10 protein-coding genes and 1 tRNA gene are annotated in these 17,036 nt (G+C 54.4%); 7 read left to right on the top strand and 4 right to left on the bottom strand.

Going from position 1 to position 17,036, the window contains the following annotated elements:
- Positions 1-35 precede the first annotated feature (35 nt).
- Complete coding sequence (locus tag KJZ99_12000) at positions 36-2,903, bottom strand: endonuclease/exonuclease/phosphatase family protein (protein MCL4306625.1); 2,868 nt, start codon at positions 2,901-2,903, stop codon at positions 36-38.
- 194 nt (positions 2,904-3,097) lie between these two features.
- On the opposite strand from KJZ99_12000, the gene KJZ99_12005 reads away from it, so the two are divergent.
- The 6 genes from KJZ99_12005 to KJZ99_12030 are packed head-to-tail and all read left to right on the top strand — an operon-like array spanning position 3,098 to position 13,347.
- On the top strand, positions 3,098-3,574 hold the full coding sequence (locus KJZ99_12005) for an Hsp20/alpha crystallin family protein (GenBank protein ID MCL4306626.1): 477 nt from the start codon (positions 3,098-3,100) through the stop codon (positions 3,572-3,574).
- On the top strand, positions 3,571-5,973 hold the full coding sequence (gene lon, locus KJZ99_12010; GenBank protein ID MCL4306627.1) for an endopeptidase La: 2,403 nt from the start codon (positions 3,571-3,573) through the stop codon (positions 5,971-5,973). The genes KJZ99_12005 and lon overlap by 4 nt, the downstream gene beginning before the upstream one ends.
- 13 nt (positions 5,974-5,986) lie before the next feature.
- A complete protein-coding gene (locus KJZ99_12015; protein ID MCL4306628.1) occupies positions 5,987-6,658 on the top strand; it encodes a ComF family protein in 672 nt (223 codons plus the stop codon).
- Between the two features lie 13 nt (positions 6,659-6,671).
- Positions 6,672-10,904, top strand: a complete 4,233-nt coding sequence (locus tag KJZ99_12020) for a S8 family serine peptidase (GenBank protein MCL4306629.1) — start codon at positions 6,672-6,674, stop codon at positions 10,902-10,904.
- Positions 10,901-11,497: a dephospho-CoA kinase gene (gene coaE / locus KJZ99_12025; protein MCL4306630.1), complete on the top strand. Its 597-nt coding sequence runs from the start codon at positions 10,901-10,903 to the stop codon at positions 11,495-11,497. The genes KJZ99_12020 and coaE overlap by 4 nt, the downstream gene beginning before the upstream one ends.
- Positions 11,494-13,347 (top strand): S9 family peptidase, encoded by a 1,854-nt coding sequence (locus KJZ99_12030; GenBank protein MCL4306631.1) that lies wholly within the window; start codon positions 11,494-11,496, stop codon positions 13,345-13,347. The genes coaE and KJZ99_12030 overlap by 4 nt, the downstream gene beginning before the upstream one ends.
- 43 nt (positions 13,348-13,390) lie before the next feature.
- Here the strand turns inward: KJZ99_12030 and KJZ99_12035 are convergent, their stop codons facing one another.
- The gene (locus KJZ99_12035) at positions 13,391-13,816 is read right to left on the bottom strand and encodes a hypothetical protein (GenBank protein ID MCL4306632.1); all 426 of its coding nucleotides are present in this window, start codon (positions 13,814-13,816) and stop codon (positions 13,391-13,393) included.
- 442 nt (positions 13,817-14,258) lie between these two features.
- Between KJZ99_12035 and KJZ99_12040 the strand changes: the two genes are divergently transcribed.
- Positions 14,259-14,330 (top strand) — tRNA-Gly (locus KJZ99_12040).
- Positions 14,331-15,040: 710 nt separating this feature from the next.
- On the opposite strand, the gene KJZ99_12045 is transcribed toward KJZ99_12040, so the two are convergent.
- Positions 15,041-16,030, bottom strand: a complete 990-nt coding sequence (locus tag KJZ99_12045) for a site-specific integrase (GenBank protein ID MCL4306633.1) — start codon at positions 16,028-16,030, stop codon at positions 15,041-15,043.
- On the bottom strand, positions 16,015-16,608 hold the full coding sequence (locus KJZ99_12050; GenBank protein ID MCL4306634.1) for a hypothetical protein: 594 nt from the start codon (positions 16,606-16,608) through the stop codon (positions 16,015-16,017). The genes KJZ99_12045 and KJZ99_12050 overlap by 16 nt, the downstream gene beginning before the upstream one ends.
- Between the last annotated feature and the right edge of the window lie 428 nt (positions 16,609-17,036).

Raw genomic sequence — 17,036 nt, forward strand, 5'->3', positions numbered from 1 at the left:
AATTAACGAATTATAATCGGGATTTACAAGTCTACCTAGTTGCTGGACCGCACAAGATAGAAGGCGGAGCCGAGCGATTGTATGACGTTGCTGTCAACAAAAGTCGTGTCGGCCGTCTGGGCAATGGGGGTGTCAAAGGGTCCAGTAGGGCTAGTGGAGCGATATACCAGATAGTTCGGGGCACCTGTCGGCTGCCAATTCAGGATAATGTCATTGCCCGAGGCAGTAATGACCACGGTGGGTGGAAAGAGCGGCCAGCCGCTGACACGAATCATACGGAGACCCGACCTTGTAGAAGGATGGAGGCCATCTTCGGGTAACCAAGCCTCTTCGCACGGGTCCCAGACCAAAGAGCGCGCCAACCCTGCACCAGAGCTATCCAACCCAAAAGCCGTCGAGCAAGCCGAAACTCCCACGAAAAAGTCTCCAGTGACTGTGATCGCGCTCAAACCAGGGTCTATTAACACTACGTGGCCCCAGCCTGGACTTTGACCGTAAACTCCCGTAATTGGGTTAGGTAGAACTCCTGCGGTGAACTGCCCCAAGGTGTCGCCCGGAAAACCGCCAATCCCATTTGCGTCCAGTACTAAGACTCTTGCTTGCGAGTGCAAGGTGTCCGGCTTGCGGACCGATGCCGCGAAGTCTGCCGCGCATAAAACGAACGGCGTAGCAGGAGGAGTGAAACGAGTTGCCCACAGAAACCCGGCATCGGGACTCCACTGGTAGGACTCCGCAGAACCGTCGTCATAATCAGTCACTACCCCGCATTCAGGGAACACTCGAAAACTGTGCGTGTCCGTCCGCGAAACCAAGTCTTCTGCATCTGTGACTTCCAAATAGTATCGGTAGAAACCCTCAACAAACTCTGCTTCAACGCTGTGCTTGCCGCCGCCAATTGGAGAAAGTTCGAGCATGTCAGACGACACGAAATTGTCAGAAGACCAAATCATGCGAGGCACGCCGAAGGCGCCGTCATCTGTGACAAAGCAGAAAAGGCTTATGACACCCGGGACGTAGTCGCAGACCGGATTGTGCCCGATAACGGGAGGCTGGTTGAAAACTGTGATAGAGAAATCGCCGCCGGATGTATCGCCAACCTGCGGCAAACTTAGTGACCGAATCCGCAAACGAGCGTTTTCTGTCGCCGGACCGGTAACGAGCCAATTGTAAGGTGCGCTTCCTGCCGGAACACTTCCAATGATCTGTTCCCAACTTCCAGAGGGGTAATCCCGATTGATCTCAATCGCGATCTGCCCCGTCAAGTTGGTCTGGGACCATAGCACGGTTTCATTTACTCCAGACGTGAAAGACTCCCCACCGTTTGGCCGAGTAAGTGTCAGTGTCGGGAGCAGTATTCGGAACATTCCAGAGCTATCGGCTAATGCCGGAGCTTCAACGCTGGACACCCGAATCAGGGCTGAATCTGTTGCTGTCCCCGTGGCAGTCCATATGTAAGAGCCGGAGTTCGGCACAGAGGCAGCAAGTAATTCCCAAGTGCCCATTGACGGAACACGTTGCAACTCGAGGCGAACGTTGCCAGGCAAACCCGATGCTAACCAATTCACTTCGACCAGTGAACCAATCGCGTAGGAGCTGCCGTCAATCGGTGTCAGGACCGCAAGCTCGCGCTGAGTTATTGAGAAGTTCGCATCAGACAGGTCGGAATAGGCAGGAGTACTGTCCATCTCAACTTTGACACGTGCAGACGAAGTAGCGGAACCGAAGGCAATCCACTTGAATGCGCCATCGTTTTCAGTCCCGGATACGAGGTTCACGAACTGACCCGCAGGACCCGTTCTGCTCAAAGAGATAGAGACGGTTCCCGTGTAACTTGTCGTGTTCCATGAAATCAAGACGGTATCCCCCGTGCCAAAACTCTCCCCACCGTTGGGCGACTCGACGGTTATGGAGGGTGGAGGTGTGACCTGCCTCACAATGCTCAGCATAACCGGAAGGTGATCGGACGCAGCGTGCAACGCGTCTGCAATGCTGTCGGGTACGGCGAAATTTGTTCCATTATTCACTGCTTGTCCGAAGTGCGCGCCGTCATTGCCGAAAGTTACATAGCTACCGGGAACAAGCTGCCAACCTGGCAGAGTTTGAAATGGGGTGGTGGGAAGTAGGAAGTCAAATCGGTCGTCCAATCCACCTGTCGCTCCGCCATCGCCAAGATTTGCCACTCGAGGGGACTGCGTGTGGATTGCGGCAAACGTTGCATTGTCGTGCCAGCTTCCGGGCATGCCCAGCGGGTCGTATACCCTTCCGTCATTGTCGGACTGGCTGCCAATCAATTCTTGATACGCGGCCTCAGTACTCGTGTACAAGTTGAAGTCGCCACCAACTATGTAGTATCCCGGCCCCAGAGAGTTCAGGTGGTTTCTTAGTGTGTCAGCTTCTGCGAAGCGTGCGGACTCTTCGCCCATTGAAGACCGAAAGTGTGCAGAGTAGATTCGAATATCGAGTGAGTCGGAGAATACACCGGCAGGTCTGAGAACGTAACCGTTGATGTCCCGCAGCATCGTAGCAAGGACAATCTGTGATAGGAAAGAAACCCGCGCGGGTTTGTAGAAGAGAGCATTATCGGAGTCCGGCCCATTGGAAAATGGAGCGCTCGCATAAGTTCCCGGTTGACCGCTGTTCAGCACCTGACTTAGGAACTCAGAGACACCTGCGCTGGAAGTCATTTCCTGCACGATGAGCACGTCGGGGTTCATTGCACGCAAAACCTTACGGAATTCTGGATTCCGAGTCGCGGAACTATTGCCGGGGTAATTCAGCACATTGTAAGTGGCCACTTTGAGGGTGTCGTAGGTTTGGGCCTGCGCAGACAAAGTCCCCAGCATGAGCAGGGTCAGGAGTATCAAGTAAAGTCTTGGCGTGTTCATCTTCTTACGTTGGTTCATCCGGTCAAGGAACATCCAATAATTTACTACCAAACCAGCGCGTTTGCAAGCGACGGGTGCTGTAAGCTGATAAAATACTTGACCTTTAGATTGCAGTTCGGTATATTCTTGGATAAGGACGAAAACTCTAAGTTCAAAACAATCAAACAGGCTCTGCTCGGCTCAACCGCAGGCTGGGTCTTGGGAGAGAGGCGATGAGAGACAAGATTCCTCTATTGGCTCGGATAGCACGCCCCAAGAGGCGTCGTGAAGACATCAGGGAGTTTCGCTTCGAGTACATTCGCATAGAGCAAGGCACTAGGCCATTACCCTGGGGTGAGCAATCCCAATGGGTTCCGCCGGTGGACGTTTATGGAAATGAGCAGTCGCTGGTTGTCGAAGTGCACTTGCCAGGTGTCAGGCCAGAAGACACCCGGATTGAATTTGGCCAAAACTTCGTTCGGGTCTCCGGGAGCCGGCATGACGTTGAGGTAGCTGGCCGGCGCGATTACTTCCACATGGAGATTGAGCGCGGACAATTCCAAAGAGTGATTCAATTGCCGGAAGGTGTTACAACAACTGATTATGATGCGAGATTCGAGCAGGGAGTACTCCGAATGACTTTCCCCTATCAAGGCAAGTCTTGGGGGACTGCCCGTAGTGCGGATCGCTTCCCCGAGGAGTGGTCATGAGTGATGGCCAAGACACCAGTAAGACATCTGGAAATGGGGGGGAAGCAGAAGGACGTGACGGCCTGATTCGCATTCCTGAAGTCTGTCCCGCGCTGCTGCTCAACGACGTCCTGATCTTCCCTAACACCATAGTGCCATTGGCCATCTCATCTCCGGCCATGATTGCGATGGTGAATGATGTGCTGTCCGGTCACCGCGTCGTGGCGGCATTCTCCCGCGCGCAGTCGCCTGCTACCGACAAGCCAGAAGATCAGTTCTACGAATACGGGACAGCGGCACACATCATGAAGATGTTCCGCATGCCGGACGAATCGATCCGCGTCCTGATCCAGGGGATGGTGCGCGTCAAGAGACTGGAGATAGTCTCGACCGAGCCGTATCTTCAAGTGAAGATACTGCCGCAGCCGATTTCGCGATCGACAAACATAAAGATCGAAGGTTTGACGCGAAAGGTAGTCAGCGATTTCTCCAAGTATTCCGAAGAGCACGCGTTGCCTGACGAAGTTCGTATTGCAATTCATAACATTTCGGATCCGGGTGCTCTCGCTGATATTGTCGCTTCAAATCTTAACTTGCCGATTGCCGAAAAGCAGGCGATTCTCGAGCAAAACGATCTCGAGGGACGCTTGACGCTAGTCGCGACTCACTTGGCCCGCGAGCTGGAGCTGCTGCGCATCGGCAGCGAGATTCGCGGAAAAGTAGAGCGGGAACTTGAGAGCAATCAGAAGGAATATTTTCTGCGTGAGCAGATGAAGGCGATCAAGCGCGAGTTAGGCGAAGAAAGCGAGTCGAGCGCAGAGGTTTCCGAATTCGAAAGAAGGATCAAAGAGGCAGGATTGCCGGAGCATGCTGCTGCCGCGGCGATGAAGGAACTCGAGCGGATGCGCATGATGTCGATCTCTTCCGCCGAGTATTCGGTTTCTCGTACTTATGTTGACTGGCTGGTGAGCATGCCGTGGAAAAAGTCAACTGTTGATGAGCTTGATCTGAAGCAAGCACAAAGCGAGCTTGACGAAGATCATTACGGATTGAACGAAGTTAAGACTCGCATTCTCGAGTTCCTTGCCGTTCGGAAATTAAAGAAGGATAATCGCGGGCCCATTCTCTGCTTCGCGGGCCCGCCTGGAGTGGGCAAGACTTCGCTGGGCCGTTCCATTGCTCGCTCGATGAATAGGGAATTTGTGCGCATGAGTCTGGGTGGAGTGCGAGACGAGGCCGAGATACGAGGACACCGTCGCACGTACGTCGGTGCCATGCCGGGACGGATAGTGCAATCCATTCGCAAGGTGGGTGTCAATAATCCCGTGATCATGCTGGATGAGATCGACAAGCTTGGAATGGATTTTCGCGGTGATCCTGCCTCTGCGCTGCTCGAAGTTCTCGACCCGGCGCAGAACAATACTTTCAGCGATCACTACCTTGACGTGGAGTTCGACTTATCTTCCGTGTTTTTCATCACGACGGCGAATGACATGGGCCAGATTCCCGGACCCTTGCGCGATCGAATGGAGATTATTGAGATTCCGAGCTATATTACCGATGAAAAAGTGCAAATCGGTATGCGGTATCTCATGGCTCGGCAGATTGAGGAAGCCGGACTGAAAAAATCGCACTTGACGATCACGGAAGACGGAATGCGTGCCATTATTCGGGGATACACTCGTGAGGCCGGCGTTCGCAAGCTGGAGCAGAAGATAGGAGCCATTTCACGGAAGATTGCACGCTCAGTTGCCGAAGGCAAAAGGATGCGTGTCAGTATCACAGCTAAGAACGTCGCAACATACTTAGGTCCTGCCCCGTATGGAGAAGATACGCTGCCGGATCATCCGCAAGTTGGAATTGCACTGGGTCTTGCCTGGACGCCAGTCGGCGGTGAGATTCTCGTGATTGAGTCAACTGCAATGCCGGGAAGCGGCAAGCTGAGTGTCACTGGACGTTTGGGCGAAGTAATGAAAGAGTCTGCGCAAATTGCACTTTCTTACCTGCGAGCGCATTCAGTGAAATGGGACATCGAAGAAGAGAAGTTCTCAAAACAGGACATTCACCTTCACGTCCCTGAAGGTGCGCAGCCAAAGGAAGGTCCGAGTGCCGGAATCGCGTTGACAACTTCATTGGCATCAGTGTTGTCGGGAAAGCCTGCACGAAGTGACCTGTGCATGACGGGAGAAATAACATTGACGGGGCAGGTGCTCCCTGTGGGAGGAATTCGCGAGAAGATTGTCGCAGCCGCTCGTAGAGGAATCACCACGATCATTATGCCAAAGTCCAACGAGAAGGATCTCTTTTACGTTCCGGATAACATCAAATCGGCGCTGCGCTTCCACTTTGTTGATGATCTTGAGCAAGCCTTAAGTATCACTCTCAAAACTCGTGCAGGGAAGCGCGAGAGGAAAAAATAAGAGTGTCGACCACTTGAACTTGCAGAGGTCACGAGTTCGAGAGTGGCCAATCTGGTCGCTAATCTACGCACCACTGTGCGCTCATTGTCGCAGGACTATTCCGGCCTCTGTCGTACTGTTTTGTGATGCCTGCTGGGCCGAACTGCCGCGAGCAGAAAAGACGCCTTCCGACAGACTGCCGAAGCACATTGACGGACTACATGCAGCTTTCGCTTATCGCGAAGGCTCGGTGACGCGTGAGATAGTCCACTCCCTCAAGTTTGAAGGTGCGATTGAGTTGGCGCCTCGCATGGTGGAAATGATGCTGCGCACCATTCCAATCGGTTTCCTGAACAGTGATGATGTCTGGGTGCCGGTACCGCTGCATTGGATACGAAAAGGTGATCGTTCGTTTAATCAAAGCCAACTACTGACACGCGAACTGTGCAAACGCATTGGAGGGACGATTTCGGAAGTCCTCCGGCGTGTTCGGAATACGCCCGCGCAGTCAGGTCAGGGTATTCGGAAGCGCACCAAGAACGTGCGCGGTGCATTTCGATATGTTAGAAGCAAGGCAATTCCCGAATCTGTCATGTTGGTGGATGATGTCGTGACCACCGGTGCGACCGTATCGGAATGTGCAAGAGTGCTGAAGCAATCGGGCGTAAAGCAGGTACGCGTCTTAACATTCGCTCGCGCTGAATAGCAAAAAGGAACAAATGCATAGAGTCGCAAAGCCCAAGAGCAATTCAGCATCACTGCTGATTCTGGTGCTCTTTCTCTCGATATCTTCTTCAGTGTGCCGTGCGGGACACTCCCCGAATGAGCTTTTTGTAAAAGTTCGAGGACCCGTGTATCGGTCATCCCTTGACGGTGCGCTTAGTTCAGGTTCTGTTCTGATCAACGAGCTATCAACTACTCAGGCTGACGCATCGCAACCATACGGGACATTCGCCCGTTTGAGCGCTGACCTGGAACAAGTGATAAGACTTTCCTTTAGACACGAGGTGGACCTCCAGTCTCTCTTCACGCAGCTTGGCAATGACCCTGATGTTGAGTGGGTTGCTTATAATAATCAGTATCGAACAGTACAGGCATTGGACGAAGGATACACTCCAAGTGATGAATACTTCAATCAGCAGCCTTGGCTTCGCCGAATCTCGGCACCACTCGCATGGGAAATAACACGAGGAAGTCCGTCAATCATTATTGGCATAATTGATACAGGCATAGACCACACACATCGAGATTTGCGCGATAACATTTGGCGAAACCCTGGTGAGATACCCGACAACGGACTTGATGATGATAACAACGGATTCATCGACGACGTGATCGGCTGGGATTTTGTCGATGCTCCAAGTTTGCCCGCTGGCGGAGACTACTTGGATCGCGACAACGACCCGATGGACGATTTCGGTCACGGTACCTACGTTGCAGGCTGCGCCGCGGCGTCTACGGATAACGGAGTATGCTATGCATCCGTGGGATTCGGATGTCGTCTGATGCCGCTTCGCGCTGGCAATGCCAATGGCACGCTTGAAGAAGACGACATCGCAGCAGCAGTGCTGTATGGAACCGCCAATGGCGCGCGCATTATCAATATGAGTTTCGGCGATGTCGTGGCTTCGCCTTTCCTGCGCGAAGTAGTGCAAATCGCACACAGTCACGGCGTGGTCTTGACGGCATCTGCTGGAAATGCGAACAACGATGGAATTCACTATCCCTCAGGCTTTCCTGAAGTCATTTCGGTTGGAGCTACTGACACCCTTGACCGCAGAGCAAGTTTTTCGAATTACGGGCCAAGCGTTGATATCATGGCTCCTGGAGATTACATTTCCTCTACAATTCTCGGTGGTGAGTGCGGGCAGTGGGTCTTCCCGTCCGGAACAAGCTATGCTGCCCCAATCGTAGCAGGAGTTGCTGGACTGGTGCTCTCCGTGGATTCGACCCTGCAACCTGATGATGTATTGGACATTCTGCGCTCGACAGCCGATGACTTAGGGCCAGCAGGATGGGATCCGATTTTTACGAGTGGGCGGGTCAATGCAAGGCGTGCTGTGGAAGTTGCGTCTTTTGGCGCTGATGCGATTGCGCGCATTCACTCCCCGCGGAATGACTCTGGCGTGCGCGACGCATTCGTGATTTCGGGAACTGCTTCCGGCGCGGCGTTCAACAGCTATTCGCTGGAGTTTGGTGTAGGAGAGAATCCAACGAGTTGGCAGCCGGCGGCGAGCGGCAACCAGCGCGTCTTTAATAACATGCTTGGAACGATAACTGCGCCCCAGCGCGACACGGTATTGGTAGTCAGGTTGAAAGTCCGTGCCTCGAACGGCAACGAATCTGTGGACTTCGTGCATCTGTATGTGCAAAATGACGAACCAACCATTGACAGCCTTCGATCACGGCTTGTTCTGGATGCCGACGGGTATGCACAACAGATACTTGCTTGGACCAATCAATTCACGAGCGCAACATTGCTCATGACGAACGCGAGCGGTGATTCAATACGGGAAGACTTCGGCTATGTCAGCGACGCACACGTGGCAGTAATTTCCCAAGAGCGTTACAGAGGAGACTGGACTGCTACACTGCGTGTGACTAATCTCTTAGGTGAGTCGGCACTGTCAGCAGCTTTCCCGTATAGTTCTGTTCAAACCGGCATATTGCCGTTCCTGTATTCGCAAAGCCATACAACCGTGCCGCATGGGATTCTTGGACCCTTTACCAGTGACTACGATTGTGACACAAGACCAGAGCTCTGGGTATTGCCAGTAAATGAGAATTTGATAGTCGACACGCTTGAACCATACGAGTGGGGTGGCTCAACGTTCATTGAGACTGAAGATACCTATGGACCGCATATCCCGCAGGCTTGGGGCGACGCTGATGGCGACGGACTCTTCGAGATGGCCGCCCGCAGATTTGTCGAAACGCGCATATGGGAGCAAAGTGCACCGTGCGGAGCGCCGAGTAATATCGTACTTGAAACGTTTTCTGCTGACTCAGAGTTTGTCATAAGCAGATTTGTCAGAGTAGACTCAGCATCTGGGCGGGACGACATTCTTGCGCGCATTCGGACGAGTAGCGGTTCACGTATGGCACTATTCTCCGTTTCTCCAAACTACGCCGTAACACGCCGTGTCGTTCTTCCCAATACAACGACGGGTCAAAACAACATGGGTCCGCCCGGCTCAGCAGTCGGCGATTTGGATAGAGATGGGCTGCTTGACGTGATATATGGCGACTACGACGGTGACATCATATGGTGCGAATGGAATGGCTCGGAAGCTGTGCAAGTTTATTCGCTTCGACTGCGCCAAAATGATGCGACAAACTGGATGGCAATCGGGGACTTCGACGGAGACGGAGAACAAGAGCTAATCGCCGGATGCCGCTCCAACGCAGGTTATTCTTCAGAAAGTCAAAGACTGCTGCAGGGCTGGGACTATTACATCTTTGAGTCATTCCTTGACAATGAGTTAGCCGCCGTTGACAGCATTGCAATTCTCGGCAACGAAAATGTCTCTGTGAATCCCGCCTCGGTTCTGGCTTCTGATTTGAATAACGACGGTCGCGATGAAATCATTATCTCCTCTTATCCGGACCTGTATATCATTTCCTACAATGATCTGTCGGGGCGGTATGAGCCAGTCTGGCACGATCTGCCGTCAAAGTCCGGCGCAATGACGACAGTCGATCTGAACGGCAATGGCGTGAAGGAGCTAATAGCTTCAAACGGCACTGTTCAACTGCGAATAGAGAGCACGACAGCTGAAAGTGAAGCGCCTTTTCCTCCACGACTCTTCGCCGAACCCTTAAATGAATCCGAGATCCGCTTGTTCTGGACGCCTGTTCCGGGTGCGGTTCATTACGAAGTGTACCGCGCGTTGTCAGGCGAACAACTGCAATTCGCCCTTTCGACACAAACGTACGACGTTGTACTCCAGTCACAAATGGACGTTCTGAACGACTTCGCGGTCTTGACTTATGACACAGCTTTTCCCGTACCAACGAGTGCGTTTTCAAACCTGATCACGATTGCAAGCAACGCTCCGCCTCAGGTGGATGATGTGGTCGATTGGCCGACACCTACGACGATTGCGATTTCGTTCTCGGAGTCTATGGGACCGTCGATCTCTGTGCAAGGTAATTGGCGGCTGGAGGACGGAAGCATGCCTGCTGTAATCCTGGAAAGTGAGGCAGCGCGTAAAGTATACCTCTCTTTCGACACGCCATTGACACCCGGTGAACACGAGTTGACGATGCGGAACCTGCGGGACGCACAGGGAACCGCGCTACCGGAGAGTCAGCAGATTCTACGATTCGCTTTGACTGCCGATTCGACGGAGTTCTGTTATGTGCTAAGACACAGTCTCTCAGATGGCCCCGTTGGCAATCATGTTGAAATCGTGTTCTCAGAGGCAATGTCGTTGAGTGTGGAGGAGGTGCAGAACTACACGGTAATCGACGCACGGAGGCAAGGTCAGCCGTTTACTGCGCGAAGCGTCCGTTCGCTATCTGAGGATCGCTCACGAGTGGAAGTTGAGCTTGATCCACGTTATCCGGCAGGCTCTGTCGGAGTTCCTGTCCGCATTGAGCTGAGAAACATGGAAAGCACGAGAGGCAAGGAGTTGGCTCAAACCACATTGCTGATTGAAAGCGCGGCTGAGAATCTGGATGCCGCATATGTCTATCCCAATCCGTTTCGTCGCGTAGGCGCCGCAGGTTCAGACGGTGTTTATTTTGCGGGACTACCCATGGAAGCGACGATTCGCATTTTCACCTTAAGCGGCGTCCTCATCAAAACAATCGAGCATAAAGGGACGTCCGGTCATGCGTCATGGGATCTGCATACACAGGATGGCGACATGATTGCATCAGGTGTGTACCTGTACAAGATTGAAGCAAACGGATCCGAGAAGCTGGGTAAGCTTGCGGTGGCGAAGTGAGCAGGATATCCGTTGCATTAACTGGAGGCATTGGCTCCGGTAAGTCAACGGTCGGAACGATGCTGCGAAATCTCGGAGCGGAGGTCATCTCTGGAGATGAGCTTGGGCGAATTGTTCTTGAAAGTGAGCAAGACATTCAAGACGAGATTGTCAGAAGACTTGGTGCGGATGTACGCGACATTGACGGAACTTTCAATCGGCGGTTGATTGCCGCGCGCGTGTTCGCAAGTCGTGATGCGGCTGAGTGGTTGAAACAGATCACCTTCCCGGGAATCTATTCGAGGTGGCAGGCGGCGCGGTTCGCATCTCAAAGTCCAGTGATCGTATTCGATGCCGCACTAATCTTCGAGTGGGGGATAGAGGCGGAGTTCGATGAAGTGCTGGTCGTGCGTGCTCCGTTCGAGGAGATTATTGCATGGTCGCGCGGGCGATTCACTGAAGAAGATCTAATGCAGCGTTCCGCTTCACAAGTTGATACGGCTGACAAGGCTGCGCGTGCGACCTGCGTCATCGACAACGACGGATCGATCAAGGATCTTGAACTCAAGGTTATTGAATTCTGGAACACACATATACAACCACGGATCGCATGAAACGAAACCTGCTTTCACTCTTACTGGTCATTCTAACGTCTGGAATTGCCGGTGCTGCGGACTTCACGCTCGCTCAATTCCTGAACGTTCAGACGTCTCACCGTCCCAGTTTTCACCCGAACGGAACGGAAGTCAGCTTCATCTCTAACGTAAGCGGCGAACCGCAGGTATGGCGCGTCGTTGGCAGGCAGGGGACGCTTGTCCAAACAACCTTTGAGCCGGACGGGGTGGACGGAGCCTGGTGGTCCCCCGCGTCGCCCCAACACATGATCGTGTCTGCTTCGCGCGGAGGCAGCGAGCGCAGCAAGCTCTACATGATCAACCCCAACATGTCGCCCTTGATCCCGCTGACTCCCGTCGACGACAACGCCATCTACCGCTTCGGCTGCTGGTCGCCTGACGGATCCGCGTTCAGCTACTCTTCCAATGCTCGAAATGGCGTGGACTTCGATGTATTCGAGCATTTGATCACCGACTCCGCTCCCCGCTTGGTGTATGACGGCGGAGGTCACTTATCTTCCGCCTGCTACTCGCGCGACAACCGTTATCTGGTGATGGTCCGTGACCACTCGAATGTCAATTCGGATATTCTGCTCTACGACCGTGAATCCGGTACGACCAGACTCTTGACCGAGCATCAAGGCGTTGAGCATTTCCAGCTACCTCATTTCGACGATACGGGAACGAAGTTGATTGCGCTGAGCAATCGCGGCCGCGAATACGTCGGTGTCTGCACGATTGACATACACTCGTCTGAGATCACTTGGCTGGAGACGCCTGATGCCGACATCGACGTTCTTTCAGTGGCGCCGGACGGATTGAGCTACGCGTTCGCGCAGAATGATCGCGGATACTCCCGCTTCACGTTTGTGGATCTGCGGCGTGAAACTCGCGTCGGCGGCTATCGCTTCCCCGATGGCATCATTCGCGGATTGACGTATGCTCCCGACAGCAAGAAGATCGCGATTACCTTCGGGACGGCCGATCGGCCTTTTGATGTGTGGCTGTATGACGTTCGCGTGGATGTGCTCGCTCAGTTGACACACTCTGCGACGGGCGGCATTCCGCTCGATATGTTTGTCAAACCTGAACTGATTGAATACGAGACCTTCGACAAACGTAAGATTCCGGCGTTCTGGTATAAGCCTCGCAACGCAACCGGCAAACTTCCCGTCGTCATCGCTATTCACGGCGGCCCCGAGTCACAGGCGCGCCCCGACCTCTCGGGCTGGTTTCAGTATCTGCTCTATAACGGCTACGCGGTCCTCGAACCGAACGTGCGCGGATCCGCGGGCTTTGGCCGCACCTATCTGGAGCTTGACAATGTCCGCAAGCGGATGGACTCCGTCAAAGACATCGAGTACGCGGCCAAGTGGCTCGCCAAACAGAAGGACGTGGACAAGGACAAGATAGTTTTGTATGGAGGAAGCTACGGCGGCTTTATGGTGCTTGCCGGACTTACCAACTATCCGGACTTGTTTGCGGCGGGGATCGACGTCGTGGGAATCTCAAATTTCGTAACTTTCCTCGAGAATACCGGCAAGTATCGCAAAGCGCTGCGCGAAGCGGAATACGGTTCGCTCGAGCATGATCGCGAGTTTCTGGAATCGGTATCACCTCTCAATCATGTGGGCAAAATCAAAGCTCCGCTCTTCGTGATTCAGGGTGCCAACGACCCGCGCGTTCCGCAGTCGGAATCAGATCAAATGGTCGAGGCGATACGCGCGCGGGGCGGAATCGTGGAGTATCTGGTCTATCCCGATGAGGGTCACGGACTGAGCAAGACGGAGAACCGGCTCGACGCCTTTCAGCGAGCGGTCGAGTTCTTAAAGACACACGTTACCAAATGAAAATAGGCGGCCGATGGCCGCCTGTTTCGTGAGTGAATCTTGCCTATTGATCTGCGGTCTGTCTGCAGGGCCGCAGCGGATCGAAGGTCAGAGTGATAGTCTCGCAGAGCGGCACCAGCGCCAGCTCCTCATAGTGCGCGTGCGAACTCGGGCACCACTGCACGCTCTGTGCTCCCGTCGGAACTTCGAGCATGGTCTTGGTGCGCGGCAGTAGCTGCACAGAGTTATTGGCTCCCCAGCGGAAAGTCACGGGCGCATTGGCCGGATTTACGAGCGCGAGGAATCCCGTATGATTCGTCTCGCACGGCAACTGCGGCGGTTCGATGTCTGTGAGCGGCGAGGTGATGTTGACTTCTTCTAATGTGTACACGGCGGCGGCTTCAGGCGCGTCGGTGTTCGGACTTGTGCTCCAGTCGGACGAGCAACCCAGCAGCATGAGCAACGGGAGCATGGTCAGCAGCGCTTTCATCTCAGTCTCCTTACGTTTCGCGAGACGCGTTGGAAGGGGATATCGCCGCTTGGACGTTGCGGACGATCGTGAATACTTGCGCGGGACCTGTGCGGGGCGGTGCGACACCACCACCCTTACTTACTTAGTCTGCTAATTGCCGCAAAATGTTGCAGCTGTTCTTCTGCATCCTGATGCGTCCCGTTCTGTCACCCTGAGCGCAGCGAAGGATCTCTCTGACGATTGCATTCGGTCCGACACTACCTCCCAGCCTCCGGCTGGGGTATCATTCCACCCGATCCTGTAACCTCAATTTGCCCAAATGTTTACAACATTTGTTCAAAAACCACTTGACTTTCTATAAATATTGTATTATATTAACATCGTTTTTGCGAGCACAGCTAATCCCCAGCCCGGACCCCTGCTTGACATTCTCCCGAAAACCCTTACCTTCTCAAGTCTTGCGGATGTAACTCAACGGTAGAGTGTCAGCTTCCCAAGCTGGAGGTTGCGGGTTCGAGTCCCGTCATCCGCTCAAATAAAAACAAGCTATTAGATGCTTGTTTTTGTTTTTATGTGCAAATTATATTGGGTTGTAAGTTGTTGTTTTGCGCATAATGTGTCTGACTTCATGTTACGGTAACATGGGCTACGGATGAAATTATTGCTCTGGTTGTGGGGATATAGGGTGTTTGGGTTGAAAAATCTGGGTCAGATGTAATACTTCCGTCTGTGGGCTGGATGTTTGGAAAATTCGGGTTGATTGCAATACTGACCATGTGCTGATGCTGCACCGCGTCTGGACCGTCACTGTCCACGGGCGCTACACCGCGGCGCCATCTGACCGCGTCTGGACCGTCACTGTCCCCGGGCTGCACCGCGGCGCCGGCTGACCGGCTGGACTGTCACTGTCCACGGCGCCGGATGACCGGCTGACCGTCACTGTCCACGGGGCCGGTTGCACGGGCTGACCGTCACTGTCCACGGCACCGGCTGACCGGCTGGACCGTCACTGTCCACGGGCGCTACACCGCGGCGCCGGCTGACCGCGGCTGGAGCGTCACTGTCCCGGGGCTGCACCGCGGCGCCGGCTGACCGCGGCTGGAGCGTCACTGTCCCGGGGCTGCACCGCGGCGCCGGCTGACCGGCTGACCGTCACTGTCCACGGCTGCACCACGGCGCAGGGTGTAAAAAAACAGACTCTCTCGAGTCTGTTTTCTTGTTTCGTGGTGGTGTGCTGTAATGTTATGGTTCTGAATATCCGGCGATCTGGCGGGCCAGTTTACGGCGGGCGGCGGACAAGCGTTCGGTGTTGTGGTTGTTTGTATATATCTCGGTTGTCTTTGCGGAGGAGTGCCCGAATAGCTGCTGCATGGTCGGGCTGTCTCCGTGAAAAATGTTTCCTCCCTCCTCGCCGGCGGTGTTGCGGAGCCGGTGCGTGGTAGCCCACTTGGGCAAGTTGGCTCGCCCTGCAAAATACTTGAACTGCCGGCGGGCCGTTGTCTCTGCGAGGCGGCCGGATCCCTCTCCGCGGAGTCGCACAAAATAGAGGTCTGTTTCGGTGGACCCTTGCGCAATCCGCCATGTATGATAACGGAGTAAGTGTTCATAAATGGAAACGGACCCGATCCGGCTCTCGTCGCGAAAAATTTCGACGGTTTGAGGTTGTCCTGTTTTGGTAATTTCCCCGGGGAGATAAAGGGAAAACTGAAACAGTTCAGGATTGTGCAAAACCGAGTTAGTCGGCAGTTTAAGCAACTCGCCGAGGCGACAGAATCCAAACAATACGGATCCCCACAGTGCAACGTTGCGGGCGGCGCGGATGTCGGATCCGTGGCCGGCAATTGTCTCGAAGAGTTGGGAGCGTTCCTCTGGCAGAAAAAATCTGCGGGTTGTAAATGGTTTGGGGGTTACAACCAGATCGCGAAGTTGTTCCTTAAGGAGGTCGCGGTCAGCCGGTGTAAACTGGATACTGGATTCTCCGGCAAGGAACGCCGAGAACTTTGAGACAAATGCTACAGCTTGATTGATTGTGCGCGGTGCGGCGCCCGCGGCACGCATAGAGAGGAGTCTGTCGATGATCAGATTGACTGAGAGTTGATCTGTGGTTGTGTTTTGGAAAAGCGCGCGCAAGCGCTCCTCTGTTTTGCGGAGTGTTTCCGCGGCCGGCGGACGTCCCTTGCGGGTCGGCATCAGGCGCCGGCGGTCCATGTAGCGAGTTATGAGAGTTTGCATGGTTCTGTCATGAGGTTTAGATTTGAGAGGATGCGGTGCAAAATTTCGTTGCCGCGGGGTGCTCCTTCTATCCACCAATTGGCATAAGCCTCCCGGCAAACTGTGTATTTCAGTACGGCCGTTGCGAGATCATTGTACGTAGTTCGCGCATCGTCGAAAATGCGCTGTATCGCGGCGGGAGAAAAATGCCGCGACGTCAGGACATAATTGGTGAGCAGGTAACAGGCTTCGCAGTCGGGCGGAATAGTCTGGCGATCGGGGGGGACAACTCCTAAAGAGCCGACTGTTCCGCAGGTTCCGCAGATCCTGACCTCGCGTGACGGGGTGAGATAGTGGTAGATCGGATAGCTTATATCGATCATCCCGTCGAAGCCCTCGCCAGCGTAATGCTGCGTAATTTCCTCGACCTGTTTGATTGTCGGACCGTCGATCCAATCGACGGAGAGTGATAGTGATCGCGTGGACCGAACTCGAAATTTTTGACCGGGGAATTCGCGCGCAAGTTCCTTGCGTAGGAGTTTCGCTGCGTCCACGGCGAGGATTGTTTCCTCTCTGGCTGTTTTGTGTGTGTACAACATGGCTGCCTCTTTTGGGGTTGGAAAAATTGGGTTGATTGCAATACTGACCATGTGCTGATGCTGCACCGCGTCTGGACTGTCACTGTCCCGGGGCGCTACACCGCGGCGCCATCTGACCGCGTCTGGACCGTCACTGTCCACGGCACCGGCTGACCGGCTGGACCGTCACTGTCCACGGGCGCTACACCGCGGCGCCGGCTGGACCGTCACCGTCACCGGGCTGGACCGCGGCGCCGGCTGACCGGATCACTGTCCCCGGCAGACCACGGCTGACCACGGCGCCGGCTGGACCGTCACCGTCACCGGGCTGGACCGCGGCGCCGGCTGACCGGATCACTGTCCCCGGCAGACCACGGCTGACCACGGCGCCGGCTGGACGGGATCTACCTGCAGCCGGCTGACCGGCGCCGCGGTGGACGGGATCTACC

It is taken from the genome of bacterium (assembly GCA_023382385.1).
GTDB lineage: Bacteria > Electryoneota > RPQS01 > RPQS01 > RPQS01 > JABWCQ01.

Coding starts and splice junctions, on each gene's coding strand:
- KJZ99_12020 (MCL4306629.1), top strand. CDS start 6,672: ATGCATAGAGTCGCAAAGCCCAAGAGCAATTCAGCATCACTGCTGATT.
- KJZ99_12035 (MCL4306632.1), bottom strand. CDS start 13,816: ATGAAAGCGCTGCTGACCATGCTCCCGTTGCTCATGCTGCTGGGTTGC.
- KJZ99_12005 (MCL4306626.1), top strand. CDS start 3,098: ATGAGAGACAAGATTCCTCTATTGGCTCGGATAGCACGCCCCAAGAGG.
- KJZ99_12050 (MCL4306634.1), bottom strand. CDS start 16,608: ATGTTGTACACACACAAAACAGCCAGAGAGGAAACAATCCTCGCCGTG.
- KJZ99_12045 (MCL4306633.1), bottom strand. CDS start 16,030: ATGCAAACTCTCATAACTCGCTACATGGACCGCCGGCGCCTGATGCCG.
- KJZ99_12000 (MCL4306625.1), bottom strand. CDS start 2,903: ATGAACCAACGTAAGAAGATGAACACGCCAAGACTTTACTTGATACTC.
- KJZ99_12030 (MCL4306631.1), top strand. CDS start 11,494: ATGAAACGAAACCTGCTTTCACTCTTACTGGTCATTCTAACGTCTGGA.
- lon (MCL4306627.1), top strand. CDS start 3,571: ATGAGTGATGGCCAAGACACCAGTAAGACATCTGGAAATGGGGGGGAA.